At 72.7% G+C, this 25322-nt stretch carries 19 protein-coding genes; 14 read left to right on the plus strand and 5 right to left on the minus strand.

What is annotated here, in order from left to right:
• Positions 1-226: 226 nt before the first annotated feature.
• The gene (locus HZS56_RS22000) at positions 227-2779 is read right to left on the minus strand and encodes an ATP-binding protein (RefSeq protein WP_216722481.1); all 2553 of its coding nucleotides are present in this window, start codon (positions 2777-2779) and stop codon (positions 227-229) included.
• Positions 2780-3485: 706 nt separating this feature from the next.
• Positions 3486-4682: a macrolide family glycosyltransferase gene (locus HZS56_RS22005; RefSeq protein WP_253914651.1), complete on the minus strand. Its 1197-nt coding sequence runs from the start codon at positions 4680-4682 to the stop codon at positions 3486-3488.
• Between the two features lie 103 nt (positions 4683-4785).
• On the opposite strand from HZS56_RS22005, the gene HZS56_RS22010 reads away from it, so the two are divergent.
• The 6 genes from HZS56_RS22010 to HZS56_RS22035 all read left to right on the plus strand — a co-directional run bounded on the left by HZS56_RS22010 (position 4786) and on the right by HZS56_RS22035 (position 11065).
• On the plus strand, positions 4786-5568 hold the full coding sequence (locus HZS56_RS22010; protein ID WP_216722482.1) for an FkbM family methyltransferase: 783 nt from the start codon (positions 4786-4788) through the stop codon (positions 5566-5568).
• Between the two features lie 257 nt (positions 5569-5825).
• Positions 5826-7178 (plus strand): bifunctional 3-oxoadipate enol-lactonase/4-carboxymuconolactone decarboxylase PcaDC, encoded by a 1353-nt coding sequence (gene pcaDC, locus HZS56_RS22015; RefSeq protein ID WP_216722483.1) that lies wholly within the window; start codon positions 5826-5828, stop codon positions 7176-7178.
• A 61-nt stretch (positions 7179-7239) separates the two neighbouring features.
• Positions 7240-7875 (plus strand): MBL fold metallo-hydrolase, encoded by a 636-nt coding sequence (locus tag HZS56_RS22020; protein WP_216722484.1) that lies wholly within the window; start codon positions 7240-7242, stop codon positions 7873-7875.
• Between the two features lie 87 nt (positions 7876-7962).
• Positions 7963-8742 (plus strand): exodeoxyribonuclease III, encoded by a 780-nt coding sequence (locus tag HZS56_RS22025; RefSeq protein WP_216722485.1) that lies wholly within the window; start codon positions 7963-7965, stop codon positions 8740-8742.
• 60 nt (positions 8743-8802) lie between these two features.
• On the plus strand, positions 8803-9210 hold the full coding sequence (locus tag HZS56_RS22030) for a DUF6278 family protein (protein ID WP_216722486.1): 408 nt from the start codon (positions 8803-8805) through the stop codon (positions 9208-9210).
• 400 nt (positions 9211-9610) lie between these two features.
• Entirely contained in the window at positions 9611-11065 is a 1455-nt protein-coding gene (locus tag HZS56_RS22035; RefSeq protein ID WP_308408124.1) for a Gfo/Idh/MocA family oxidoreductase, read from the plus strand.
• A gap of 9 nt (positions 11066-11074) precedes the next feature.
• Here HZS56_RS22035 and HZS56_RS22040 read toward each other — a convergent pair whose 3' ends face one another.
• Entirely contained in the window at positions 11075-11836 is a 762-nt protein-coding gene (locus HZS56_RS22040) for a hypothetical protein (protein WP_216722487.1), read from the minus strand.
• 179 nt (positions 11837-12015) lie between these two features.
• Between HZS56_RS22040 and ggt the strand changes: the two genes are divergently transcribed.
• Positions 12016-13827: a gamma-glutamyltransferase gene (gene ggt, locus HZS56_RS22045; protein ID WP_216722488.1), complete on the plus strand. Its 1812-nt coding sequence runs from the start codon at positions 12016-12018 to the stop codon at positions 13825-13827.
• Here ggt and HZS56_RS38765 read toward each other — a convergent pair whose 3' ends face one another.
• Both HZS56_RS38765 and map read right to left on the minus strand, forming a co-directional pair.
• Positions 13828-16353, minus strand: coding sequence for an ATP-dependent Clp protease ATP-binding subunit (locus tag HZS56_RS38765; protein ID WP_216722489.1), 2526 nt, complete (start codon positions 16351-16353; stop codon positions 13828-13830).
• A gap of 223 nt (positions 16354-16576) precedes the next feature.
• Positions 16577-17353: a type I methionyl aminopeptidase gene (map, locus tag HZS56_RS22055; RefSeq protein WP_216722490.1), complete on the minus strand. Its 777-nt coding sequence runs from the start codon at positions 17351-17353 to the stop codon at positions 16577-16579.
• A 63-nt stretch (positions 17354-17416) separates the two neighbouring features.
• Between map and HZS56_RS22060 the strand changes: the two genes are divergently transcribed.
• The 7 genes from HZS56_RS22060 to HZS56_RS22090 form a co-directional block, all read left to right on the plus strand.
• A complete protein-coding gene (locus tag HZS56_RS22060; RefSeq protein ID WP_216722491.1) occupies positions 17417-17668 on the plus strand; it encodes a helix-turn-helix domain-containing protein in 252 nt (83 codons plus the stop codon).
• A 266-nt stretch (positions 17669-17934) separates the two neighbouring features.
• The gene (locus HZS56_RS22065; protein ID WP_216722492.1) at positions 17935-18777 is read left to right on the plus strand and encodes a nitrilase-related carbon-nitrogen hydrolase; all 843 of its coding nucleotides are present in this window, start codon (positions 17935-17937) and stop codon (positions 18775-18777) included.
• Positions 18774-20057, plus strand: a complete 1284-nt coding sequence (locus tag HZS56_RS22070) for an aspartate aminotransferase family protein (protein WP_216722493.1) — start codon at positions 18774-18776, stop codon at positions 20055-20057. The genes HZS56_RS22065 and HZS56_RS22070 overlap by 4 nt, the downstream gene beginning before the upstream one ends.
• A 117-nt stretch (positions 20058-20174) precedes the next feature.
• On the plus strand, positions 20175-21851 hold the full coding sequence (locus HZS56_RS22075) for a PucR family transcriptional regulator (RefSeq protein ID WP_216722494.1): 1677 nt from the start codon (positions 20175-20177) through the stop codon (positions 21849-21851).
• Between the two features lie 123 nt (positions 21852-21974).
• Positions 21975-22817 (plus strand): nitrilase-related carbon-nitrogen hydrolase, encoded by an 843-nt coding sequence (locus tag HZS56_RS22080; protein WP_216722495.1) that lies wholly within the window; start codon positions 21975-21977, stop codon positions 22815-22817.
• Between the two features lie 32 nt (positions 22818-22849).
• Positions 22850-24253: a dihydropyrimidinase gene (gene hydA / locus HZS56_RS22085; RefSeq protein ID WP_216722496.1), complete on the plus strand. Its 1404-nt coding sequence runs from the start codon at positions 22850-22852 to the stop codon at positions 24251-24253.
• 11 nt (positions 24254-24264) lie between these two features.
• Positions 24265-25322 (plus strand): TIGR03842 family LLM class F420-dependent oxidoreductase (locus tag HZS56_RS22090; protein WP_216722497.1); only part of this gene is annotated, 1058 nt, incomplete at its 3' end.

The raw sequence follows: 25322 nt of genomic DNA on the forward strand, positions 1-25322 counted from the left end.
GTCCTGTGGCCGGCTGTCCCTGCACGGGCTCCGGTCACCCCGTCCCGCACGCCGCTGCCCGCTGCCCCTGCACGGCCCCGGCCTTGGGCCGGGGCCGTGCAGGGGGCCCCGGGCCCGGGGCTTCGCGACGGGGTTCGGGACCGACCGCCGCACCGCCGTTCACTCGGCGGCCGTGCCACGACGCCCCGAGGGACGACGCCCCGAGGGACGGCGGCCCGCGTGGCGGCTACGCGCCCCGCAGTCCCGGGCGGGCGGCTCCGCCCCCGAGGCTCACCCCCCGCAGTACCTCGCGGGGATCGGGCAGCCGCCGCAGCGCCACGGCCGCCGAGGCCGACGCCGACGCGAACGGTGCCGGGGCAGGCGCGGGCGGCTGCGGGCCGTCGGACTGCTGCTGCGCCGCCCACGCCGCGATGTGCGCCCGGGACCGCAGCCCCAGTGTGGTGCGGATGTGCCGGATGTGCGTCTCCACCGTGCGTACGGACACATGGATGCGCGCCGCGATCTGCCGGTTGGTCAAACCCTCCACGACCAGTGCGGCCACGTCCCGCTCCCGCCTGCTCAGCGGATGCGCGGCCCCCCTGGCCCGAGGCTCCGCCGATTCCTCGCCGAGCGCCAGGCACAGCGCCTGCCGCCACGGCATCGACCGCCCCGCCTCCAGCCAGGACTCGGCCCGGCCCACGGGCAGCGCCCGCAGCGCGGTCTCGCGCGCCTGCTGGACATGCTGCCGCCACCAGCCGCTCTCTCCCGGCCTGCCGCCGCGCACCCGCTCCGCCACGCCCAGCAGGCGTACCCCCCGGTCGAACCGGTAGCCGCGGGTGGCGACCAGCGCCAGCCCCTCCAACGCCCGTGCGGCGTCCTCATGATGATGCGCACGGCAGCGCAGCGCCTGTGTGAAGTACTCCTCCGCCCGTTTCAAGTCGCCCTTCTCCAGCGCCAGCGAACCAGCGGTGGACAGAACGGCGCTCAGCCACTGCGGGGCCACCCCGCGGCGCAGCACGGGAAGGGCCCGTCCGAGCTCGCGTTCCGCGCCCGCCGGGTCGCCGTTCTCCAGCCAGTGCCGGGCGAGGGCGCCCAGACTCAGTGCCACGAGGGTGTCGTGCTGCGACCGCAGTCCGATCTCCAGCGACTCGTCCAGATCGTCGAGGGACGCCCGGTGCTCGTCGCGCCCCTGGCGCAGGATCCCGCGTTCCAGCAGCAGCCGGCCCAACAGCGCGGTGCGGCCCCGCCGCCGCTCCTCCCGCACCGCCCGGTCGATGCGCAGCGCCGCCTCGTCGGGCTCGGTGTCCCGGCAGGCGAGAGCCGCCGCCTCCAGTGCCACGGCGCGGTACTCGGAGTCCGGTGCGGTCTGCGCCAGGGCGTGCTCCACGAGCCCGGCCACCTCGGCGCCCCGCCCCTGCGCCCACTCCACCGCGGCCAACGCGCCGGCGAGGAGCAGCTGGCGTTCGTCGGAGCCCGTTCCCAGCCGCCGCACCGCGTGCGCGAGGTTGACGCGCTCCTCGGTCAGCCGGTCCAGCGTCGCGACCGGCACCACGGCCTCGTTCCGCAAGGGGAGCGACATCGTCGTCAGCCAGGCGGTCAGCTGTTCGTACGTCGCCGTGTCCTCGCCCTCGGCGACGAGCCGCTCCTGCCCGAAACACAGCGTGGACTCCAGCATCCGGAAGCGGGCGGCGCCACCGCCCGCGCCCGTCAGCGGGGTGATGACGGACTTCGACTCCAGGGCGACCAGGAGTTCCGGCAGCGCGATCGCCGCCCCCGGCACGTCCGCCGTGACCGCCGTGGCCGCGTCCGGCCCGAAACCGCCCGGCAGGACCGACAGCCGTCGCAGCAGCGCCTGTTCCACCGGCTTCAGCAGCGCGTACCCCCACTCCAGCGCGGCGCGAAGACTCTGGTGGCGGTCGTCGGCGAGCCGCCAGCCGTTCGTCAGGAGCGCCAGCCGGTCGTGCAGCCGGGAGCGGATCTCGGCCGGTGGGAAGACCCGGATCAGCCGGGCGGCCATCTCGATGGGGAGCGGCAACCCGTCCAGACGCGCGCATATATCGGCCACGTCGGCGGCGTTGTCGCGGCTGAGCCGGAAGTCCGGGGCGACGGCGCGGGCCCGGTCCATGAAAAGCGAGACCGCGTCCGAACGCAGGCTGTCGGCAAGCGAGTCGACGGACTCGGGATCGCTCAGCGCCAGACCGGTCACGGAGAACACCGACTCGCCCGGCAGACACAGCGGTTCCCTGCTCGTGGCGAGCACGCTCAGCCGCGGTCGTCCGGGGAGCAGCTCGGTCAGCAGCGTCCCGCACGTGTACAGGACGTGGTCGCAGTCGTCCAGGACGAGCAGCCGGTCCGGGGCCGAGGCCGCCGTGCCGCCGTCCGGTTCGTCGCCGAGTGCCTCGAGAACGCGTCGGCGCACGGCCTCGGCGCCGGTGACCGCGCCCAGCCTCACCACCGACACCTCGCTCCGGCGGCCGCGCGCCTCCTGCCCGGCCACCTCCAGCGCCAGCCGGGACTTGCCCACGCCGGCGGGGCCGGTGAGCGTCAGCAGCCGCACCTCGTGCAACAGCCGGGTCAGCTCGACCAGTTCGTCGGCCCGGCCGACGAAGCTGCTCAGCTGGGTCAGGAGCTCGCTGCCCAGTCCGGCGTCCACACCGCCGGACCTGTGCCGCAGCCGGTAGGAGCGCTGCCGGCAGGCGTTGGAGCAGTAGCGGGCCCGGGGCTGCGAGGTGCGGGACTGTTTGGAGCGGGTCAGTGAGGTTCCGCAGGTGTCGCACGTGACAGTCGTGGGGGTGGACATGGCACACACCTTTCGTGGTGTCGGCGGGTGCAGTGACGCGCTGTACTTCGGAAGGGGAGGCCGACTGCGGAGAAACTAAAACAGCCGGTCGGAAGAAGGCATGAAACCGGCGTGGCGAAAACGCCGGAAAACAGCGCGGAGCAGCGGCGGGCAGCCGGACAATTGAAAAGAAACTTTCCAGTGCATCGGTGCGCGCCGGGCCCGGTCCGCCGTCGGGAAGGCGAAGAAGGAGAGCAGCGGTCCGGGGAACTACCGGCCGCGTGTGCTCGCGTTCGGCCCGGTCATCCGCCGGTGAACCGGCCGTACCGGTTCAGCAGCCGGACGTCGGTGTGCGGGGTATCTGCAAGGCGGGTGGTCACTACCGGATACCCTCTTTCTGCACTGATGTGGGGGTGTCACCGAGGACGAATGCCGGGACGCGGGGCACCCGATTCGCTTCGCGTGATTGCATCCGAGCCTAGGAATGGCCGCGTCCGCGGGTCAAGCAACGCTTTGCTCGTACCCAAAAGACTGTGGTTCGGAGGTTCGGTGGGGCACGGTGCCCGTTTCTCCGGACGACGGAGTCCGTTTCGGGCCCGTTTCGAAAAGGCACCCCGCGCGGCTGCTCGCGGACCGCGCCCCAAACGTCGTACGGCGGACCCGTTTCGTGTGCGGAGGACGCCGGATTACTTCCGTTTCCCGGTGGCCCGGCGGTCGCGGCCCATGATCAGCCGGGCAGCTCCGCCTCCACCAGATCGGCCGCTCGCCGGGAGCCGTCTCCCGGTGCGAGTTCCCGCTGCGCTGCGCAGCGCGCGGCGACGGCCGGATCGTCGGCGAGCCGCAGAACGGCCGCACGCAGCGCCTCGACGGCGACGTCGGCGGAGTCGACGCGCTCGGCGACACCCAGCCGGACCAGCATGGCGGCGTTGTCGAACTGATCGCCGGCCTGGGGCACGCAGAGCATCGGGGTGCCGGTGGCCAGGCCCTCCTGGGCGCCGCCGGCACCGGCGTGGGTGACGAAGAGGTCGGCCTGCCGCAAGACGCCCGGCTGGGGCACCCAGGGTCGGACCTCGACGTTGTCCGGCAGCGAGCCCAGTTCCTCCACCGACACCTGGCTGCCCACCTGGAGCAGCAGATACCAGTCGGGCAGCGTGCCGAAGGCCTCCGCGCAGGTCCGGTAGAAGCGGGGCTGTTTCGTGAAGTTGGAGCCGAGCGAGACCAACGCGACGCGCCTGCCCGCTGCTTCGGCAGGGCGTGTCCAGACATCGTGATCCGGCCGCTCGCCCTGGCACGGGCCGACGAAACTGTAACGGCGGGTGTCCACACGGTCGGCGTGGGGCTGGAGGGCGGGGTGGATCAGGACGAGCGAGCGCGGCGGGCGGCTCATGAAGGTGTCCGGGTCGACTCCCGCCAGGCCGTTGGCGCCGAGCCAGGAGCGCCAGTGCGCGTCATGGGCGCGGCCGCGAGCGCAGGACTTCAGCTCCTGGGCCAGCTTCGCACCGACCTCCTCCTCGTAGCCCTCCCAGGGCACCAGCTGGGGGGACAGTTGCACGTAGCCCACGGACCAGCGGTGCGCGAGCACCTGGGCCGCCCAGCCGGAGAAGTCGCTGAGCACCAGGTCCGGGACGTCGTTCCGGTAGAGCTCCGCCAACTGCGGGAGCGCCTGGACGGCGTCCCGCAGGAACAACTCGGCGACGTCGAGCCGGGTCTCGCCCCATCTGCTCTGGTCGTCCCCGGCGGCGGGCAGTGTGGACCTCCAGACCCGGGGCTCGGCCCCGGTGGCGCGCACCCGCTCGACGAAGTCGCCCTCGTCGGGGATGGCATAACTGACCCGGTGGCCGCGGGCGACCAACTCCCGGACGATTCCCAGGCTCGGATTCACATGACCGTGGTGGGCGATACTGACCATGGCGACGTGACTCATGCTGTGGACGGTAGTGGAGACGACCTATGCCCACAACGGTCTTCCGGGGCGTGACAGCGGGGTAGGGGAACGGGTGCGGTGATCCACGACTCAGGGAGCGTCCATGGCCGAAATTCGATCCGTCCAGGTTGCCGAAGGATTTCACGTCTTCGCGCCACAGGTGGAAGGCGCACTCATTTCCGAGATCCACTTCATCTACAACGAGGTGTTCGTGGAGCGCGACTACCTCAAACACGGGATACGCATTCCCGGTTCCGCGCGGGTCGTGGACGTCGGTGCGAACGTGGGCATGTTCTCACTGTTCGTCGTGGGTGAGTGCCCGGATGCCCGGATCCTGGCCTTCGAACCGATTCCCGAGATCTACCAGGCATTGCGGGAAAACCTGAGCAGGTACGGCGCGAAGGGCGTGAAACCGGTGCGGGCGGCGCTCGGCGGACTGCCCGAGGAACAGGTCCGGTTCACCTATTTCCCCGCGCTGCCCGGTAACTCCACGCGCCACCCCGAGGAGAAACAACTCAACAAGAGGCTGGTCCAGGAGCAACTGGGCCCCGAAGCGGTGGACCGCATCCTGGGCGCCGTCGAGGTGGAGGCCGAGGTGCTCCGGTTGTCCGACGCCCTGCGCGACTGGGCGCCCGAGGGGCCGATCGATCTGCTGAAGATCGATGTGGAGGGCTCGGAACTCGAAGTCCTGGAAGGCCTCGACGGCTCGGACTGGCGACGGATCCGACAGTGCGTGATCGAGGTGCAGGACCTAGACGGCCGCCTGGACGCCGTACTCGGCCTGCTCGGTGCCGAGGGTTTCACCGTCGCGACCGAACGTGCGACCAACATCCCGGACGTGCTGCGCCACTGGATGGTGTACGCCGCGAAGGAGGCCGGCCAGTGACCAGCCCGACGCCGCCGTCGGGCTGAAACGGCCTTCGCAGGGTCCGTCTGTACGATGCTCGGGCGTCTTGCCTCACGTACCTCGCCGACAACGGTGTGCCGGATCACCTGCTCGCCGGGTGGGCCGGACACCAACGTGAAGACGACGAGGAAGCGGTACGTGGAGCCGGACGCGGCGGACCTGCTTCCGGCGGCGGAGGCGTGTGGAGGTCTCGCGGGGGGAGTGTGACAGATCATGACAGACAAAGGTGTGAACCCGTGACCGAAGGCAAGACCGAGACGCTGCAGTACCGCTTTGACGGGCCGGAACACCTACCAGTCCTGATCCTCGGTCCCTCACTGGGCACCACCTGGCACATGTGGGACCGGCAGGTCCCCGAGCTGTCGCAGCAGTGGCGGATCTTCCGGTTCGACCTGCCGGGGCACGGGGGCGCTCCGGCCCATCCGGCCGGTTCCGTCGCCGAACTCACCGAGCGCCTGCTCGCCACCCTCGACGGGCTCGGGGTGCAGCGCTTCGGCTACGCGGGCTGCGCGTTCGGCGGTGCCGTCGGCATCGAGCTGGCGCTGCGGCACCCCGAGCGCCTCGCCTCCCTCGCGCTCATCGCCGCCTCGCCCCGCTTCGGCACGGCCGACGAGTTCCGTCAGCGCGGCGTGATCGTCCGCACCAACGGGCTCGACCCCATCGCGCGCAGCTCACCGGAGCGCTGGTTCACCGGCGGGTACGCCGCCGCCCAGCCCGCGATCACCGAGTGGGCCGTACAGATGGTGCGCACCACCGACCCCGGCTGCTACATCTCCGCCTGCGAGGCCCTGGCCGCCTTCGACGTGCGCGGCGAACTCGGCCGGGTCGGCGTCCCCACCCTGGTCCTCGTCGGCTCCGACGACCAGGTCACCGGCCCCGCCGAGGCCCGCACCCTGGTCGCCGGCATCCCCGACGCCCGCCTCGCCGTCGTCCCCGGCGCCTCCCACCTGGTTCCCGTCGAGCAGCCCGCGGCCGTCACCGACCTGCTGGTCCGGCACTTCACCACCGCGTGGCAGGCCCCGCACGACATCAACGCCACCGGCCAGATCCCCGTACCGGCCGCCCATCCCGCCGCACCGCCGGCCCCCGCCTCCGCCCCCGCCGCCGGGGCGCCGGGCGTCGCGCAGCCGGCCCTGGCCGCGCCTCCCCAGGCCGCGCCCATCGCCGAGATCGAGCCGGCCGCCGTGCCCCAGCAGCCGCAGGGGCGGCCCGACCCGTACGACACGGGGCTCAAGGTGCGCCGCGAGGTGCTCGGCGACGCTCACGTCGACCAGGCGCTCGCGCAGGCCGACGCGTTCTCGGAGGACTTCCAGGAGCTGCTCACCCGGTACGCCTGGGGCGAGGTCTGGGACCGGCCGGGCCTGGACCGGCGCTCCCGCAGCTGTGTCACCCTCACCGCCCTCGTCGCCGGCGGCCACCTGGACGAACTCGCGCCCCACCTCAGGGCCGCCCTGCGCAACGGCCTCACCCCCGGCGAGATCAAGGAAGTGCTGCTGCAGGCCGCTGTCTACTGCGGCGTACCGGCCGCCAACCGGGCCTTCAAGGTGGCCCAGCAGGTCGTGCGCGAGGCGACGACACCGCAGGAGTGAGCGGACCGCGGGCGAGCGCCCCGCCGGTGCGGGATCCGGGCGCGGCGGCAAGATGGGGAGCATGAAGCTCACCAAGAAGTCGCACTCCTGCGTCCGCCTCGAGAAGGACGGGCAGACGCTCGTCCTGGACCCCGGCGGTTTCAGCGAGGAGGACGCCGCGCTCGGCGCGGACGCGATCCTCGTGACCCACGAGCACCCCGACCACTTCGACGAGCTGCGGCTGCGCGCCGCGATGGAGGACAATCCGGCGGCGCGGATCTGGACGCTGAAGTCGGTCGCGGAGAAGATCTCGGGGGCGTTCCCCGGCCGCGTGCACACCGTCGGCCACGGGGACGCCTTCACCGCGGCCGGCTTCGACGTACAGGTCCACGGCGAACTGCACGCGGTGATCCACCCGGACATCCCGCGCGTCACCAACATCGGCTTCCTCGTGGAGGGCGGCAGGCTCTTCCACCCCGGCGACGCCCTCACCGTCCCCGACCGGCCGGTGGAGACGCTGATGCTCCCCGTCATGGCCCCCTGGAACAAGATCGCCGAGGTCATCGACTACGTCCGTGAGGTCGGCCCGCAGCGTGCCTACGACATCCACGACGCGCTGCTCACCGACCTCGCCCGCCCGGTCTACGACCGGCAGATCGGGGAGCTGGGCGGCGCCGAGCACCTGCGGCTGGCCTCGGGGGACTCCGCCCGGGTGTGACGCCCCGCGGACGTGCGGGTCCGGTCGCGTTCCGGGCCGGGCAACGGCGGGACCGCGTTGTCGGTGCCGCCCGGTAGGTTGGGGAACATGCGCATCGCGACCTGGAACGTGAACTCGATCACCGCCCGCCTGCCGAGGCTCCTGGCCTGGCTGGAGGGCAGCGGCACCGACGTGCTCTGCCTCCAGGAGGCCAAGGTCGCCGAGGAGCAGTTCCCCTTCGACGCGCTGCGCGAGGCGGGCTACGAGTCGGCGGTCCACGCCACCGGCCGGTGGAACGGAGTGGCGGTGCTCTCCCGCGTCGGTCTGGAGGACGTGGTCAAGGGACTGCCGGGCGACCCGGGGTACGACGGCGTGCAGGAGCCCCGCGCGATCTCCGCCACCTGCGGCCCGGTCCGCGTCTGGTCGGTGTACGTGCCCAACGGCCGCGAGGTGGAGCACGCGCACTACGCCTACAAGCTCCAGTGGTTCGAGGCACTGCGCGCGGCCGTCGAGGGCGACGCGGCCGGCAGCCGCCCGTTCGCCGTGATGGGCGACTACAACGTCGCACCGACGGACGACGACGTCTACGACCGTGCCGCCTTCGAGGGCTCCACCCACGTCACCCCTGCCGAGCGCGCCGCCCTCGCCTCACTGCGCGGCGCCGGCCTGTCCGACGTGGTCCCGCGCCCGCTGAAGTACGACCAGCCCTTCACGTACTGGGACTACCGCCAGCTCTGCTTCCCCAAGAACCGGGGCATGCGCATCGACCTGGTGTACGGGAACGAGCCCTTCGCCAAGGCGGTCACCGACTCCTACGTCGACCGCGAGGAGCGCAAGGGCAAGGGCGCCTCGGACCACGCGCCGGTCGTGGTGGACCTGGACGTGTGAGGACACACCGCCGTGCGCGCCGTGTGGTGCGCACGGCGGTACGAATGACAGTCTGGTGGTATGAACTTCCCCTTCCTGGGCAAGCGGCGCGAAGGTCCCCGGGTGCACGACGCCGAGGGCATCGGCGACCTGCTCGCCGAATGCGATCTGCTGCGATCGCAGGCGCTGCGGGAGGGGGTCCGGCTCGACGACTCGGCGTACTCCTTGGAGCAGCTCGACCAGGTGCTCCCGCGCTGGCGGAGCGACGAGGAGATCCAGTCCTGGCTGGGCAACGACGCGGGTCTCTATCTCGGCACGGTGATCGTGCGCACCGTGCCCGGTGCTGTCTGGGCCATCCGGTCCGACGGCCAGCCGGTCGTCCGGCTGGCCTCAGGCCGGGAGTTCGACGTGGTGGCGAGCGGGCACGCGTGGGCGGAGAGCGGCGTCCCCGAACTCTCGCAGCTGTACGGCGAAGTTGCCGAAGCGTGAACCCTTGGCCCAACAAGCGCCTTAAATAGGGCTAATGCCTGGATCATGCGTGTCGTCAGTATTCGTCCCCTTCGTCTGGGTACCTTGCAGTCGCCAGGGCGCACACGACCGCACAGGGGGACACGCAGGGTGCAGCCGGAGATCACTGCTCGCGCGGTAGGGCGGACGCCACGACGGGGCGTCCGCGGGCGAGGAGAAGGTCAGCTGCACGCCGGGTCCGGGCCCGTCGGGGGTCGTGGAGCGCCGGTCCGGGTGCCGGGGGCGGCAGGGGGTCGGTGGCCACCGGGGTAGCACCCCGGCCTTCTCGACAGACAGGGCGGGGGCGCGTATGTTGCCGCGCGGTAAGCGCTTTCCAGCGCCGGCCTTCGACTCTTCGACCTCGACGAACGTCAAGGAATCCGTGAAGCAGCACAGCCCCGTGGACCAGAATCCGACCGCCCCGCTGCCACCGCCGCACACCCGGACCGGCGCCGCCCCCGGCATCGCGGGCGACTTCGCGCCGCCCGCCGCGGACCGGCCGAAACGCCGGTACGCCGTCGCGGGAACCGGCCACCGCGCCGGGCTGTACGTCGCGGGCCTGACCGGCGACCACGCCGACGTCGGAGAGATCGTCGCCTGGCTCGACCCGAACCCCGGACGGATCGACCACCACGACGCCGAGGCCGGACACGCGCTCGGCCGGGGACGGCCCCTGGGCCTGCCCCGCTACGCACCGGACGCCCTGGAGCGCATGATCGCGGAACAGCGCGTGGAGACGGTCGTCGTCACCAGCGTCGACCGCACCCATGCGGACCTGGTCGACCGGAGCCTGCGGGCCGGTGCCGACGTCGTCGTGGAGAAGCCGCTGACCACCGACGCCGCCGGGTGCCGGCGCATCGTCCGGGCCGTCGCCGACACCGGCCGCGACGTCGTCATGACGTTCAACTACCGTTACGCCCCGCGCAATGCGATGCTGCGGCAGGTCGTCGCCGACGGACGGGTGGGCCGGGTCACCGGCGTCCACTTCGAGTGGGTCCTCGACACCATGCACGGCGCCGACTACTTCCGCCGCTGGCACCGCGAGAAGGCGAACTCCGGCGGCCTGCTGGTGCACAAGGCCAGCCACCACTTCGACCTCGTCAACTGGTGGATCGACGACGTCCCCGCCCGCGTCCACGCCTCCGGCGGTCTGCGCTTCTACGGCGACGCCAACGCGGCCGCCCGGGGGATGGGCCCCCGGCCGGAGCGCGGAACCGGCGCGCCCGCCGACCCGTTCACGCTCGACCTGCGCGACGACCCACGGCTGGAGGCGCTCTACCTGCGCGCGGAGGACCACGACGGGTACCTCCGCGACCGGGACCCGTTCGCCCCCGGGATCACCATCGAGGACAACATGGCCGTCCTCGTCGACTACCGGCGGGGCGCCACCCTCACCTACTCACTGAACGCCCACAGCCCGTGGGAGGGCTACCGCGTCTCGGTCAACGGCACCCTCGGCCGGGCCGAACTCAGCGTCGTGGAACGCGGACACCTGCAACTCGGCGACGACGGCACCATCGACCTCGACCCCTCCGCCTCCCCGGCCGGACCCGACCTCGATCCGGTCCGCCCCGTCGGAGAACGCCTCGTCGTGCAGCAACACTGGGGCCGCGCCGAGGAAGTGGCCGTACCCGACGGCGTCGGCGGTCACGGCGGCGGCGACGCCGTCCTCCTGGCGGACGTCTTCCGCCGCGACCTGCGCCTGCGCCCCGACCCGCTGCACCGCCCCGCGGGCCACCTGGACGGGGTGCGGGCCGTGGCGGTCGGCATCGCGGCCAACGAGTCGATGCGCACCGGCCTGCCCGTCCGCGTCGAGGACCTCGGCCTCGGCCTGTGAACCGCCGTCCTACGCCGCCCGGTGGTTGCGCGGTGCCGTCGGCGTGGGGGTCGGCAAGGGGCTGGTGGCGGCGCGGGTGACGTCCGCGACGAGTTCGACGACGTCCGGGCCGTACGCCTGGGAGTTGACCACCTTAAGGAGCAGCACGAAGGAGTTGCCGCCGTGCTTGCGGGCCAGCTTCTCGTGGTGCCGGGCGAGGTAGCGGGTGGCCGCCTGGTTGGTGATCGCCCGCTGGCCGCAGAAGAGGAACGCGGGGCGGGCCTCGGGCCGGTCCCCGGCGGTGAGACGGGCCAGCAGGACGTACTCCGTGATCCCGGCGTCGAGGCGGTAGCGCTCGCTGCCTATCTGGAAGGCACCGCGGTCCGGTCCGGGCTCCGGGTCGACGTTCACCCGCACCCCGGGCAGCATCGCCGCCATGTGGGCGGCCATGCGGCGGTTGGAGGCGGGCCCCCCGACGCAGAACTCCGTGCGCTCGCCGAAGCCCTGGCCGACCATGTCCTGGGTGACCACCTGGAAGTGCGCGCCGCAGTTCTTGACCAGCGCCGACAGTTCGAGGAGCGCGAACACGTCGAAGCGGTGGACCGCCGGTTCCGAGGCGGCGGGGTCGCGGTTGACGACGAGCAGCGACTCGGAACTGTCCGGCAGCCCGAAGAACGCCTGCTTGCGCCGGAGTTTCCGCCTCAGCAGATAGGTACGGGCGAACCAGCCCAGCGTGGCGCTGATGCCCGCCGCGACCACACCCAGGACGATCTCGAGTACGTCGTCAGTCATGGGCGCGCATGCTAGCGGGCAGGCGCGCACCCGTGTTCGACGGGGCTCCCGCGCGAGGAGCGCGGGCGGCCGCGGACGGGCCCACCGGCTCCCCGTGTCGCGCACCTGACGCGGGCATGACGGTCAACTAAGCTGCCCCAACGGCCGAGCCGGCCCAACGGCATTCCCTGGAGGTGCGGATGCGTCGCCCTGTCGCACGGAATCTGACGGTCCTGGCGGTCTCGGCCGCCGTGGTGGTGTCCGTGGGAGCGGCCGCGCCGCCCACCCACCCGAGCGGGCCCGTCGCGCCGAAGACCCCCGTCGCCGTCGGCCACGGCGGCGCCGTCTCCAGCGTCGACCGGGACGCCTCCGCCGCCGGCATCGAGGTGCTCCGCAAGGGCGGCAACGCCGTCGACGCCGCCGTGGCCACCGCAGCCGCGCTCGGCGTCACCGAGCCGTACTCCGCCGGAGTCGGAGGCGGCGGCTACTTCGTGTACTACGACGCGCGATCGCGCACCGTGCGCACGATCGACGGCCGCGAGACCGCGCCGCTCACCGCCGGCGAGGACCTGTTCACCGAGGACGGCGAGCCCCTCGCCTTCGCCGACGCCGTCAGCAGCGGGCTCGCCGTCGGCACCCCGGGCACCCCGGCCACCTGGCAGACCGCGCTCGAGAAGTGGGGCAGCCGGGGGCTCTCCTCCGTGCTGGCGCCCGCCGAGCGCCTCGCCCGGCACGGCTTCACCGTCGACGACACCTTCCGCTCCCAGACCGCCGCCAACGAGGAGCGGTTCCGCTACTTCCCGGACACCGCCGAGCTGTTCCTGCCGGGCGGCGAACTCCCCGTCGTCGGCTCCACGTTCAAGAACCCGGACCTGGCGCGCACGTACCGGGAACTCGGCCGCGAGGGCGTCGGCGCGGTCTACCACGGCGCACTCGGCGAGGACATCGTCGACACGGTCAACGAGCCGCCCGTCGACCCCGGCTCCGGCTGGAACGCCCGCCCCGGCGACCTCACCGCCAAGGACCTCGCCGCCTACCGGGCCAAGGTCCAGGCGCCGACGAAGACGTCGTACCGCGGTCTGAACGTCTACTCCATCGCACCCTCCTCCTCCGGCGGCACCACCGTCGGCGAGGCACTGAACATCCTGGAGCGCACCGACCTCTCCGCCGCGGACAAGGCCGGCTACCTGCACCGCTACATCGAGGCCAGCCGCATCGCCTTCGCGGACCGCGGGCGCTGGGTCGGCGACCCCGCCTTCGAGGACGTACCCGAAAGGGAACTGCTGTCGCAGCGGTACGCCGACTCGCGCGCGTGCCTGATCAAGGACGACGCCGTGCTCACCAGCCCCCTGGCGCCCGGCGACCCGCGGCACCCCGCCCCCTGCGCGGGCGGTGGGACGGCGGCCCCGACGACGTACGAGGGGGAGAACACCACCCACCTGACCGTCGCCGACAAGTGGGGCAACGTCGTCGCCTACACCCTCACGATCGAGCAGACCGGCGGCAGCGGCATCACCGTGCCGGGCCGCGGCTTCCTGCTCAACAACGAGCTGACGGACTTCTCCTTCGCGCCGGCCGCCCCCGCGGTGCACGACCCGAACCTGCCGGGCCCCGGCAAGCGGCCGCGCTCCTCGATCGCACCGACGATCGTCCTGGACCGCCACCACAAGCCCGTCGTGGCTCTCGGCTCGCCCGGCGGCGCCACCATCATCACCACCGTGCTCCAGACCCTCACCGGCTTCGTGGACCGCGGGCTGCCGCTCGTCGACGCGATCGCCGCACCCCGCGCCAGCCAGCGCAACGCCGCCCAGACCGAACTCGAACCGGGCCTCTACGACAGCGGACTGCGGGCGGAGCTGGAGGCCCTCGGCCACTCCTTCAAGGAGAACCCCGAGATCGGCGCCGCGACCGGTGTGCAGCGCCTGCCGGACGGCAAGTGGCTGGCCGCCGCCGAGAAGGAGCGGCGCGGCGGCGGCTCGGCGATGGTCGTCAGGCCGGTGCGGCAGCGGTAGTCACAGCTCGGGGGCGGGCTGCTCGGGCGTACGGAACGCCAGGCGCCCGTCCTCGACGTCGACCGTCACCCGGCCGCCCTCCGCGACCCGGCCGTCGAGGAGGAGCCGGGACAGCTCGTTGTCGACCTCGCGCTGGATGGTGCGGCGCAGCGGACGCGCCCCGTACTCCGGCTGGTAGCCGCGCTCGGCGAGCCAGTCCACGGCCGCGTCCGTGAAGTCGACGGTGATGCCCTGCGCCTGCACCATGCGGCGGGTCTGCTCCAGGAGCAGGCTGGTGATCTGCCGCAGCTGCTCGCCGCTGAGCTGCCGGAAGACCACGATCTCGTCGACGCGGTTCAGGAACTCGGGCCGGAAGTGCTCGCGCAGCGGGCGCAGCACCTGCTCCCGCCGGGCCTCCTCGTCCGCCTCCGCGCCGCCCGAGCCGAAGCCGATGCCGGCACCGCGCCGGGTGATCGCGTCGGAGCCCAGGTTGCTGGTCATCACGACGACCGCGTTGGTGAAGTCCACCGTCCGGCCCTGCGAGTCGGTCAGCCGGCCGTCGTCCAGGACCTGGAGCAGGATGTTGAAGACGTCCGGGTGCGCCTTCTCCACCTCGTCGAGCAGCAGCAGCGAGTACGGGTGGCGGCGCACCACCTCGGTGAGCTGCCCGGCCTCCTCGTGCCCGACGTAGCCGGGCGGGGCCCCCACCAGGCGGCTGACGGTGTGGCGCTCCTGGTACTCGCTCATGTCGAGGCGGACCATCCGGTCCTCGCTGCCGAACAGCGCCTCGGCCAGCGCGCGGGCCAGTTCGGTCTTGCCGACGCCGGTCGGTCCGAGGAAGAGGAAGCTGCCGATGGGGCGGTCGGCGCTGGACAGTCCGGCGCGCGAGCGCAGCACGGCGTCGGAGACGACCCGTACCGCCTCGTCCTGGCCGACCACCCGCTCGTGCAGGTGGGACTCCAGCCCCAGCAGGCGCTCCTTCTCCTCCTGGGTGAGGCTGCTGACGGGGATGCCGGTCTGCCGGGAGACCACCTCGGCGATCGCCTCCGTGCCGACGACGAGCTTCATCCCCTCGTCGGCCTCGCCGTCGCCGGTGGCCTCGGTGATCCGCTGCTTCACCTCGGCGATCCGGTCGCGCAGCTGCGTCGCCCGCTCGTACTGCTCGTCCGCGACCGCCTGGTCCTTGTCCCGGACCAGCTGGTCGACCTCGCGCTCCAGGGCGCGGACGTCCGTGCCCTTGGTACGGGACTGGAGCCGCACGCGCGCGCCCGCCTGGTCGATCAGGTCGATCGCCTTGTCGGGCAGCCGCCGGTCGGTGAGGTAGCGGTCGGACATCTCGACGGCCGCCACCAGCGCCTCGTCGGTGTAGCGGACCTGGTGGTGGGCCTCGTAGCGGTCGCGCAGGCCGCGCAGGATCTCCACGGCGTCGGCCGTGGTCGGCTCGGGCACCAGGATGGGCTGGAAGCGGCGGGCGAGGGCCGCGTCCTTCTCGATCCTGCGGTACTCCTCCAGCGTGGTGGCGCCCACGACGTGCAGCTCGCCGCGGGCCAGCGCCGGCTTGAGGATGTTCCCGGCGTCCATCGACCCGCCCTCGCCGCCGCCCCCGGCGCCGACGACCGTGTGCAGCTCGTCGATGAAGATGATCAGCTCGTCGGAGTGGGCGCGGATCTCGCCGACGATGGTGTTCATCCGCTCCTCGAAGTCGCCCCGGTAGCGGGTGCCCGCGACCACGCCGGTCAGGTCCAGCGCGACCACCCGGCGGCCGGTCAGCACGTCCGGCACGTCGCCGTCGGTGATGCGCTGCGCCAGCCCCTCCACCACGGCGGTCTTGCCGACGCCCGCGTCACCGATCAGCACCGGGTTGTTCTTGCCGCGGCGCGAGAGCACCTCGACGGTCTGCTCGATCTCCTCCTCACGCCCGATCACCGGGTCGATCCGGCCCTCCTGGGCCAGACCGGTGAGGTCGCGGCCGTACTTGTCCAGGGTCGGCGTGTTCGTCGCCGCGGCCTCGGGGCGGGCCTTCGCCGCGTCCGGCGGCTCCGTGGGCAGGGCCGACGGAGCGAACCGGGCGGCGTTCAGGATGTGCCCGGCGGCCGAGTCCGGGTTGGCGGCCAGCGCGCTCAGCACATGCTCCGGGCCGATGTACCCGGTGCCGGTGGAGCGGGCCAGCTCGTGCGCGTCCAGCAGGGCCCGCTTGACCGCCGGGGTGAGCGAGAGCGACGTGGGCGGCGGGACCTCGCCCGGCGGATGCTGCACCGGGCCGGTCCGCTCGTCGATCTGCGACGCCAGCGAGTCGGGATCGGCCCCGGCCCTGCTGAGCAGACCCCGGGTCGGCTCCGCGGCCAGCGCGGCCCGCAGCAGGTGCTCGGTGTCCAGGTCCCGGCTGCCGTGCTCGGCGGCGTACTGCGCGGCCCCGCGCACCAGCTCCCGGGCGGGCTGGCTGAGCAGCCGGCCGATGTCGATCTGCCTCGGCCTCGGCCCGCCGAAGAAGCGTGCCAGGAATTCCGCGAACGGGTCGCCCTCGGGGCCCATGAAGCCGCTGCTCATCGTCTTGAGTCCTCCGCTGCTCCGCTGACGGCGTGCCGGGGCCGGGTAACCCGGTCGGCGCGCGCTCATGCCCAACATGACACGTTCTGTTCCGGTGGGCATGCCGGGAGGCGGGGGAGGACCGGGCGCCTCGCGCGCCGGGTGCCCGGGGCCTTTTGCGCGGGGTGCCCGGTGCCTCCCGCCCGAGGTGCCCGGGGCCCCTCGCGCGGGGGTCCCGCCGGTTTCAGAGGCCGTCGCGCGACGTCAGGACGCGCGGACCGTCCTTGGTGATCGCCACGGTGTGCTCCACGTGCGCCGCCCTGGTGCCGTCGTTCGAGCGCAGGGTCCAGCCGTCCGCGGCCGCGTGGTAGTCGTCCCGGCCGCCCGCGATCAGCATGGGCTCGATGGCGACGACCATCCCGTGGCGCAGCGGCAGCCCGCGTCCCGGCCGGCCCTCGTTGGGCACGCCCGGGTCCTCGTGCATGTGCCGGCCGATGCCGTGGCCGCCGAAGTCCTCCATGATCCCGTAGCCGCCCGCCCGGCACACCGTGCCGACGGCGTGCGCGATGTCGCCGATGCGGTTGCCGACCACGGCCGCCGCGATGCCCGCGTCCAGGGCCCGCTCCGCGGTCTCGATCAGCGTCACGTCGGCCGGCCGGGGCGTGCCCACGACGAAGCTGAGCGCCGAGTCGCCGGCCCAGCCGTCCAGCAGGGCGCCGCAGTCGACGGAGAGGAGGTCCCCGTCGCGCAGCCGGTAGCCGTCCGGGATGCCGTGCACGATCGCGTCGTTGACCGAGGCGCAGATCACGCCCGGGAAGGGCGTCGGCGCGAAGGAGGGCCGGTACCCGAGGAAGGGCGAGCCCGCGCCCGCCTCCCGCAGCACCCCGTGCGCCACCGCGTCCAGCTCCAGCAGGGACACGCCCACGTCCGCGGCCTGCCGTACGGCGGTCAGGGCGCGCGCGACGACCTGCCCGGCCGCGTGCATGGAGTCGATCGATGTGTCCGTCTTCAGTTCCACCATGCCAATTACTATACCGGTATTTGAATTGGGTCCCGTGTGCGGGTGCGGTATTAGAATGACGCCATGGTGCGCACACCCCTGACCCCCGAAGAGCGCGAGCGCGGCGAGCAGCTCGGGCGCCTGCTCCGCGCGGCCCGCGGCGACCGGAGCATGACGGAGGTCGCCGCCGTGGCCGGCGTCTCCGCCGAGACCCTGCGCAAGATCGAGACCGGCCGGGCGCCCACCCCGGCGTTCTTCACGGTGGCCGCGCTGGCCGGCGCGCTGGGGCTGTCCATGGACGACCTGGTGGGCAGGTGCGCGCCCGTGATGGCCTGAGGCGGGCGGCGCCCACCCGCGGCGGCGCCCCACCCACGGGGGCGCCCCACCCGGCGGTGCCCACCCACGGGAGCGTTCCCCCCCCACGGCGGTGCCCAGCCACAGGGGCGCTCACCCACAGGGGTGCGAAACACGATCGACACCGCGGCTTGACGGCGATGGTCTTGGCAAGCCCGTCCGGCCAGGCTTACGTTCGTCCCTCTACGGCCTGCTACGGCCTGCTCTACGGGTGTAGAGGCTCTGACGTCGTGTCGAAGGAGCACCTCATGGCCAACGTCGTACGTGCCGCTCTCGTCCAGGCCACCTGGACCGGCGACACCGAGTCCATGGTGGCGAAGCACGAGGAGCACGCCCGCGAGGCCGCCCGGCGGGGCGCGCAGGTCATCGGGTTCCAGGAGGTCTTCAACGCCCCCTACTTCTGCCAGGTCCAGGACCCCGCGCACTACCGCTGGGCCGAGCCCGTGCCCGACGGCCCCACCGTCGGCCGCATGCGCGCACTCGCCCGCGAGACCGGCCTGGTGGTCGTCGCCCCCGTCTTCGAGGTCGAGCAGTCCGGCTTCTACTACAACACCGCGGCCGTGATCGACGCCGACGGCACCGTCCTCGGCACCTACCGCAAGCACCACATCCCGCAGGTCAGGGGCTTCTGGGAGAAGTACTACTTCCGGCCCGGCAACCTCGGCTGGCCGGTCTTCGACACCGCCGCCGGCAAGGTCGGCGTCTACATCTGCTACGACCGGCACTTCCCGGAGGGCTGGCGCCAGCTCGGTCTCGGCGGCGCCCAGCTCGTATACAACCCCTCCGCCACCCACCGCGGCCTCTCCGCCCACCTGTGGCAGCTCGAACAGCCCGCCGCGGCCGTCGCCAACGAGTACTTCGTCGCCGCCATCAACCGGGTCGGCCGGGAGGAGTACGGCGACAACGACTTCTACGGCACGTCGTACTTCGTGGACCCGCGCGGACAGTTCGTCGGCGAACCGGCCGGCGACACCAAGGAGGAACTCGTCGTCCGCGACCTGGACTTCGACCTCATCGACGAGGTCCGGCAGCAGTGGGCCTTCTACCGCGACCGCCGCCCCGACGCCTACGAGGGGCTGGTGCGGCCGTGACCCCCGACCTCTTCGGCCGCCACCGCGCCGTCCTGCCCGACTGGCTCGCCCTGTACTACGAGGACCCGCTGGAGATCACGCACGGCGAGGGCCGGCACGTGTGGGACGCCGCCGGCAACAAGTACCTCGACTTCTTCGGCGGCATCCTCACCACGATGACCGCGCACGCCCTGCCCGAGGTGACCAAGGCGGTGAGCGAGCAGGCCGGACGGATCATCCATTCCTCGACCCTCTACCTCAACCGGCCCATGGTCGAACTCGCCGAACGCGTCGCACGGCTCTCCGCCGTCCCGGACGCCCGCGTCTTCTTCACCACCTCCGGCACCGAGGCCAACGACACCGCCCTGCTGCTCGCCACGGCGTACCGGCGCAGCAACACCGTCCTGGCCATGCGCAACAGCTACCACGGCCGCTCCTTCGGCTCCGTCGGCATCACCGGCAACCGCGGCTGGTCCCCGACGTCGCTCTCCCCGCTGCAGACGCTGTACGTCCACGGCGGCGTGCGCACCCGCGGCCCCTACGCCCACCTGGACGACCGGGAGTTCATCGACGCCTGCGTCGACGACCTCCGCGACCTCCTCGGCCACACCCGCGCCCCCGCCGCGCTGATCGCCGAGCCCGTCCAGGGCGTCGGCGGCTTCACCTCCCCGCCCGACGGCCTCTACGCCGCCTTCCGCGACGTGCTGCACGAACGGGGCATCCTCTGGATCTCCGACGAGGTCCAGACCGGCTGGGGCCGCACCGGCGAGCACTTCTGGGGCTGGCAGGCACACGGACGCAGCGGCCCGCCCGACATCGTGACCTTCGCCAAGGGCATCGGCAACGGCATGTCCGTCGGCGGCGTCGTCGCCCGCGCCGAGATCATGAACTGCCTCGACGCCAACAGCATCTCCACCTTCGGCGGCACCCAGGTCACCATGGCCGCCGCACTCGCCAACCTCGCGTACCTCCTGGAGCACGACCTCCAGGGCAACGCCCGGCGCGTCGGCGGGCTGCTCACCGAACGGCTGCGGGCCGTCGCCGCCCAGGTGCCGCACGTGCGGGAGGTGCGCGGGCGCGGACTGATGATCGGCATCGAGCTGACCCGGCCGGGCACCGACGAGGCCGCCCCCGAGGCCGCGTCCGCGGTCCTGGAGGAGGCCCGCGCGGGCGGACTGCTCGTCGGCAAGGGCGGCGGGCACGACACCAGCGTCCTGCGCGTCGCCCCGCCCCTGTCCCTCACCGTCGCGGAGGCCGAGGAGGGCGCCGCGATCCTCGAACGCGCCCTGCGGAGCATCTGACCGCCGCCGCCCCGGGGCGCCGTCCGGGTCCCGCCGGGGCGTGGGGCGCACGGAGGCACCGTCGCCTCCGAGCCGGCCCGGTCCGCACGACACGCCCGACCCCAGGAGGCGGCCGCCATGACCACCACCTCGCACATCCCGGCCCAGCAGCCCTGGGAACCCGCCCTGTCGGTCCGCCAGGTGCTCGGCCTCGACAGAGTGCTGGCCGGGCAGCCCGAGGTGGTGGCCGGCGCCCACCGGCTGGACCGGCCCGTGCGCTGGGTGCACGTGGCCGAGGCCGCCGACGTCGGCGTGATGCTCAGCGGCGGCGAGATGGTGCTCACCACCGGCGTGCTGCTCGCCGGGGACGAGGACAAGCAGAGCGAGTACATCCGCTCCCTGGACCGCGCCGAGGCCTCGGCCGTCGTGCTCGGCCTCGGCCGGGCCTTCCCCGCCCCGCCCGACGTGATGCGCAGGGCGGCCGAGCGCTGCGGCCTGCCGCTGGTCGTCCTGCACCGTCCCTTCCCCTTCGCCGAGCTGACCGAGGAGGTGCAGTCGCGGCTGCTGCGGCGCAAGTTCGCCGCCGTCAGCCTCTCCGAGGCCGTACGCACCGAACTGACCGGCCTGATCACCGCCGGGGCCCCGGTGCAGCGCCTGCTCGACGAGGTGGCCCGGCACGCGGGCTGCCCGGTCGTCGTCACCAACCTCGCCCACCGCGTCCTCGCCACGGCGGGCGAGCGGGCCGCGGTCGACGACGTGCTGCGGGACTGGGAGCGCATCGCCCGCCAGGCCGGTCAGACCGGTGCCGGGCCGGCCGACGGCTGGATCCGCGCCGAGCTGAGCTGCCGCGGGGAGCGCTGGGGCCGGCTGGTGCTCTGCGGCGACCGGGGCGACCGGGCCGCGGGGCGGCTGCTGGCCGACCGCGCCGCCGAGGCCCTCGTCCTGCACCGGATGCTCGCCGGGGACGGCACCCACGGCGCCGTCCTCGCGGGCGCCGCGGGCGCCGGGGGTCCGGGCACCTGGGATGCCTGGGACTCCTGGGAGGAGCAGTCCGCGCGGGGCCTGCTCACCGACCTGGTCAGCGGGGCGGTACCGGCCCGCCAGCTGCTGCCCCGGGCCCGTGCCGCCGGACTGCCGGTCAACCGCCGGGTCTTCGTGCCGCTGGTCGTGCGCGGACCGGACCCCGGCAGGCCTGCCCGGGTGCTGCGCCTCCTGGGCCTGCCCGCGATCGCCGCCGGCCTCGCCGACGACCGGGTCACCGTCCTGCTCAGCCTCGCGCCCGACCAGAACGCCCGGTCCCTCACCGCCCACTTCGCCGACCGGCTGCGGTCGGAACCCGACGCGGACCGCACCGTGGTCGCGGCCGCCGACGCCCGCGCCGACTGGTCGGACGTGCCCGCCGGACTGCGCGAGGCTCAGCAGGTCGCCGACGCCGTCGCCGACTCCGCGACCGCCCTCGACCCGCCGCCCGTCGTGCGTCTGCGCGACGTCCACCTGCGCGGCCTGGTACGGCTGCTGCGCGACGACCCGCACGTGCAGTCCTTCGCCGAACGCGAACTGGACGGGCTGCTGCGCGGCCCCGAGCGGGACCTGCTGCCCGTACTGCGCACCTACCTCGCCACCGGACGCAACAAGTCCCGCACCGCCCAGCTCCACCACGTCTCCCGGCCCGCCCTCTACCGCCGTATCGAGGCCATACAGGACCGGCTCGGCGTCGACCTCGACGACTTCGAGCAGGCCGCCTCCGTCCACATCGCGCTCCTCGCCCACGACGCGCAGCACGACGCACCGCAGCACGACGCACCGCGGGGGTGACACCGTGCAATGCCCGACCCCCGCAGACGTGACACCGTGCCACTCATTCCGGCCACCCGCCGTCCCTAGTCTCGCCGTACCCCGAGTGCCACACCGAGCCGATCGAGCGAGTGGAGGCCGAAGATGAGCCGAGTGATCCGTGCCGCGCTCTTCCAGACCGCCTGGACAGGCGACAAGGAGTCGATGATCCAGGTCCACGAGCAGGCGGTGCGCGACGCCGCCGCCCAGGGCGCACAGGTCATGTGCTTCCAGGAGCTGTTCTACGGACCGTACTTCTGCCAGGTCCAGGACCCCCAGTTCTACGCCTACGCCGAACGCGTCCCCGACGGCCCGATCGTGGAGCGCTTCCAGCGCCTGGCCCGCGAGCACGGCATCGTCCTGGTGCTCCCCATGTACGAGGAGGAGCAGCCCGGCGTCCTCTACAACACCGCCGCCGTCATCGACGCCGACGGCTCCTACCTCGGCAAGTACCGCAAGACGCACATCCCGCAGGTGCGCGGCTTCTGGGAGAAGTTCTACTTCCGCCCCGGCAACAGCGGCTGGCCGGTCTTCGACACCGCCGTCGGCAGGATCGGTGTCTACATCTGCTACGACCGGCACTTCCCCGAGGGCTGGCGGGCCCTGGGACTCGAAGGCGCCGAGATCGTCTTCAACCCGTCGGCCACCTCGCGCGGCCTCTCCGGCTACCTGTGGCAGCTGGAACAGCCGGCCGCCGCCGTCGCCAACGAGTACTTCGTCGGCGCCATCAACCGCGTCGGCGTCGAGGAGTACGGGGACAACGACTTCTACGGCACCTCGTACTTCGTCGACCCCGAGGCGCAGTTCGTCGGCGAGGTCGCCGGCGACAAGGAGAGCGAACTCCTCGTCCGCGACCTCGACATGGCCACACTGCGCGAGGTCCGCGACCGCTGGCAGTTCTACCGCGACCGCGCGCCCGGCGCCTACTCCCCGCTGACCGCGCCCTGAACCGCCGGGACCCGACTGGAGGGAACAGCAGCATGAGCAGTCGTACCGTCATCCGCGGCGGCCTCGTCGTCACCGCCTCCGACGAACTCCACGCCGACGTCCTCATCGAGGACGGCCGCGTCGCCGCGCTCGCCGCGAGCGGCACCCCGGCCGCCGAGGCGTTCACCGCCGAGCGCGTCATCGACGCCACCGGCAAGTACGTGATCCCGGGCGGCGTCGACGGGCACACCCACATGGAGATGCCGTTCGGCGGCACCTACGCCGCCGACACCTTCGAGACCGGCACCCGGGCCGCCGCCTGGGGCGGCACCACCACCGTCGTCGACTTCGCCATCCAGAGCGTCGGACACTCCCTGCGCGAGGGCCTGGACGCCTGGCACGCCAAGGCCGAGGGCAACTGCGCGATCGACTACGCCTTCCACATGATCGTCTCCGACGTGCACGAGGAGACGCTCAAGGAGATGGACCTGCTGGTGGAGGAGGGCGTGACCTCCTTCAAGCAGTTCATGGCGTACCCCGGCGTCTTCTACTCCGACGACGGCCAGATCCTGCGGGCCATGCAGCGCGCCGCCGACAACGGCGGACTGGTCATGATGCACGCCGAGAACGGCATCGCCATCGACGTCCTCGTGGAACAGGCCCTCGCCCGCGGCGAGACCGACCCCCGCTTCCACGGCGAGGTCCGCAAGGCCCTCCTGGAGGCCGAGGCCACCCACCGCGCCATCCGGCTCGCCCAGGTCGCCGGCGCGCCGCTGTACGTCGTGCACGTCTCGGCGACGGAGGCGGTCGCCGAGCTGACCCGCGCCCGCGACGAGGGCCTCCCGGTCTTCGGCGAGACCTGCCCGCAGTACCTCTTCCTGTCCACCGACAACCTCGCCGAGCCCGGCTTCGAGGGCGCCAAGTACGTGTGCAGCACGCCCCTGCGGCCCAGGGAGCACCAGGCCGCCCTGTGGCGGGGGCTGCGCACCAACGACCTCCAGGTGGTCTCCACCGACCACTGCCCGTTCTGCTTCACCGGCCAGAAGGAGCTGGGCCGCGGCGACTTCTCCAAGATCCCCAACGGCATGCCGGGCGTCGAGAACCGCATGGACCTGCTCCACCAGGCCGTCGTCGAGGGACACATCGGCCGCCGCCGCTGGATCGAGATCGCCTGCGCCACCCCGGCCCGCATGTTCGGCCTCTACCCGAAGAAGGGCACCATCGCGCCCGGCGCCGACGCGGACATCGTCGTCTACGACCCGCACGCCGAGCAGGTCCTCTCCGCCGAGACCCACCACATGAACGTCGACTACTCCGCGTACGAGGGCAGGCGGATCACCGGCCGGGTGGAGACCGTGCTCTCGCGCGGCGAACCGGTCGTCACCCAGCGGGAGTACACCGGGCGCAAGGGCCACGGCGTCTACACCCCGCGCGCCACCTGTCAGTACCTGAACTAGGAGCGGTGCCCATGGACTTCGGACTCGTCCTGCAGACCGACCCGCCGGCCTCCCGCGTCGTGGAGCTGATGAAACGCGCCGAGGACAACGGCTTCAGCCACGGCTGGACCTTCGACTCCGCCGTGCTCTGGCAGGAACCGTTCGTCATCTACAGCCAGGTCCTGGCCAACACGCGCACACTGAAGATCGGCCCGATGGTCACCAACCCGGGCACCCGCACCTGGGAGGTGACCGCCTCCACCTTCGCCACCCTCAACGACATGTTCGGCAACCGCACCGTCTGCGGAATCGGCCGCGGCGACTCCGCGATGCGGGTGGCCGGCCGCAAACCCAACACGCTCGCCCGGATCAGCGAGGCCATGAAGGTCATCCGCGCGCTGGGCAGGGGAGAGGAGGCCGACCCCGGCGGCGGCACCGCCGTCAGGTTCCCCTGGGTCCGGCCCGGCGCCGAAGTGCCCGTGTGGATGGCCGCGTACGGGCCGAGGGCCCTGAAGATGACCGGCGAGGAGGCCGACGGCTTCATCCTCCAGCTCGCCGACCTCTACCTGACCGAGTACATGGTCAAGGCCGTCCGGGATGCGGCCGAGGCCGCCGGACGCGACCCGTCCGAGGTGACGGTCTGCGTCGCCGCCCCCGCCTACGTCACCGCCGACGACTCGCCCGCCGCCCTCGCCCACGCCCGCGAGCAGTGCCGCTGGTTCGGCGGCATGGTCGGCAACCACGTGGCCGACCTGGTCGCCAAGTACGGCGCCCGCACCGGCGCCGTACCCGGCGAACTCACCGACTACATCAAGGCCCGCCAGGGCTACGACTACGCCCACCACGGACGCAGCGGCAACCCGGACACGCAGTTCGTGCCGGACGAGATCGTCGACCGCTTCTGCCTGATCGGACCCGCCGACCGGCACATCGAGAAACTCAACGCCCTGCGCGACCTCGGCGTCGACCAGTTCGCGCTCTACGACATGCACGACGCCCAGGAAGCCGTGATCGACACCTACGGCACGAAGGTCATCCCGGCCGTCAACGCCCAGTCACTTATACACATCTCCGAACCCACGACACTAAG

It is taken from the genome of Streptomyces mayonensis (assembly GCF_018982965.1).
In the GTDB taxonomy this organism is placed as follows: domain Bacteria; phylum Actinomycetota; class Actinomycetes; order Streptomycetales; family Streptomycetaceae; genus Streptomyces; species Streptomyces mayonensis.

Bases quoted from the DNA above. Each gene is read 5' to 3' on its own strand.
- HZS56_RS22075 (WP_216722494.1), top strand. From the start codon at position 20,175: ATGACCACCACCTCGCACATCCCGGCCCAGCAGCCCTGGGAACCCGCC.
- HZS56_RS22025 (WP_216722485.1), top strand. From the start codon at position 7,963: ATGCGCATCGCGACCTGGAACGTGAACTCGATCACCGCCCGCCTGCCG.
- HZS56_RS22030 (WP_216722486.1), top strand. From the start codon at position 8,803: ATGAACTTCCCCTTCCTGGGCAAGCGGCGCGAAGGTCCCCGGGTGCAC.
- HZS56_RS22005 (WP_253914651.1), bottom strand. From the start codon at position 4,682: ATGAGTCACGTCGCCATGGTCAGTATCGCCCACCACGGTCATGTGAAT.
- HZS56_RS22080 (WP_216722495.1), top strand. From the start codon at position 21,975: ATGAGCCGAGTGATCCGTGCCGCGCTCTTCCAGACCGCCTGGACAGGC.
- HZS56_RS22020 (WP_216722484.1), top strand. From the start codon at position 7,240: ATGAAGCTCACCAAGAAGTCGCACTCCTGCGTCCGCCTCGAGAAGGAC.
- hydA (WP_216722496.1), top strand. From the start codon at position 22,850: ATGAGCAGTCGTACCGTCATCCGCGGCGGCCTCGTCGTCACCGCCTCC.
- HZS56_RS22040 (WP_216722487.1), bottom strand. From the start codon at position 11,836: ATGACTGACGACGTACTCGAGATCGTCCTGGGTGTGGTCGCGGCGGGC.
- HZS56_RS22065 (WP_216722492.1), top strand. From the start codon at position 17,935: ATGGCCAACGTCGTACGTGCCGCTCTCGTCCAGGCCACCTGGACCGGC.
- HZS56_RS22010 (WP_216722482.1), top strand. From the start codon at position 4,786: ATGGCCGAAATTCGATCCGTCCAGGTTGCCGAAGGATTTCACGTCTTC.
- map (WP_216722490.1), bottom strand. From the start codon at position 17,353: ATGGTGGAACTGAAGACGGACACATCGATCGACTCCATGCACGCGGCC.
- ggt (WP_216722488.1), top strand. From the start codon at position 12,016: ATGCGTCGCCCTGTCGCACGGAATCTGACGGTCCTGGCGGTCTCGGCC.
- HZS56_RS38765 (WP_216722489.1), bottom strand. From the start codon at position 16,353: ATGAGCAGCGGCTTCATGGGCCCCGAGGGCGACCCGTTCGCGGAATTC.
- HZS56_RS22060 (WP_216722491.1), top strand. From the start codon at position 17,417: ATGGTGCGCACACCCCTGACCCCCGAAGAGCGCGAGCGCGGCGAGCAG.
- HZS56_RS22000 (WP_216722481.1), bottom strand. From the start codon at position 2,779: ATGTCCACCCCCACGACTGTCACGTGCGACACCTGCGGAACCTCACTG.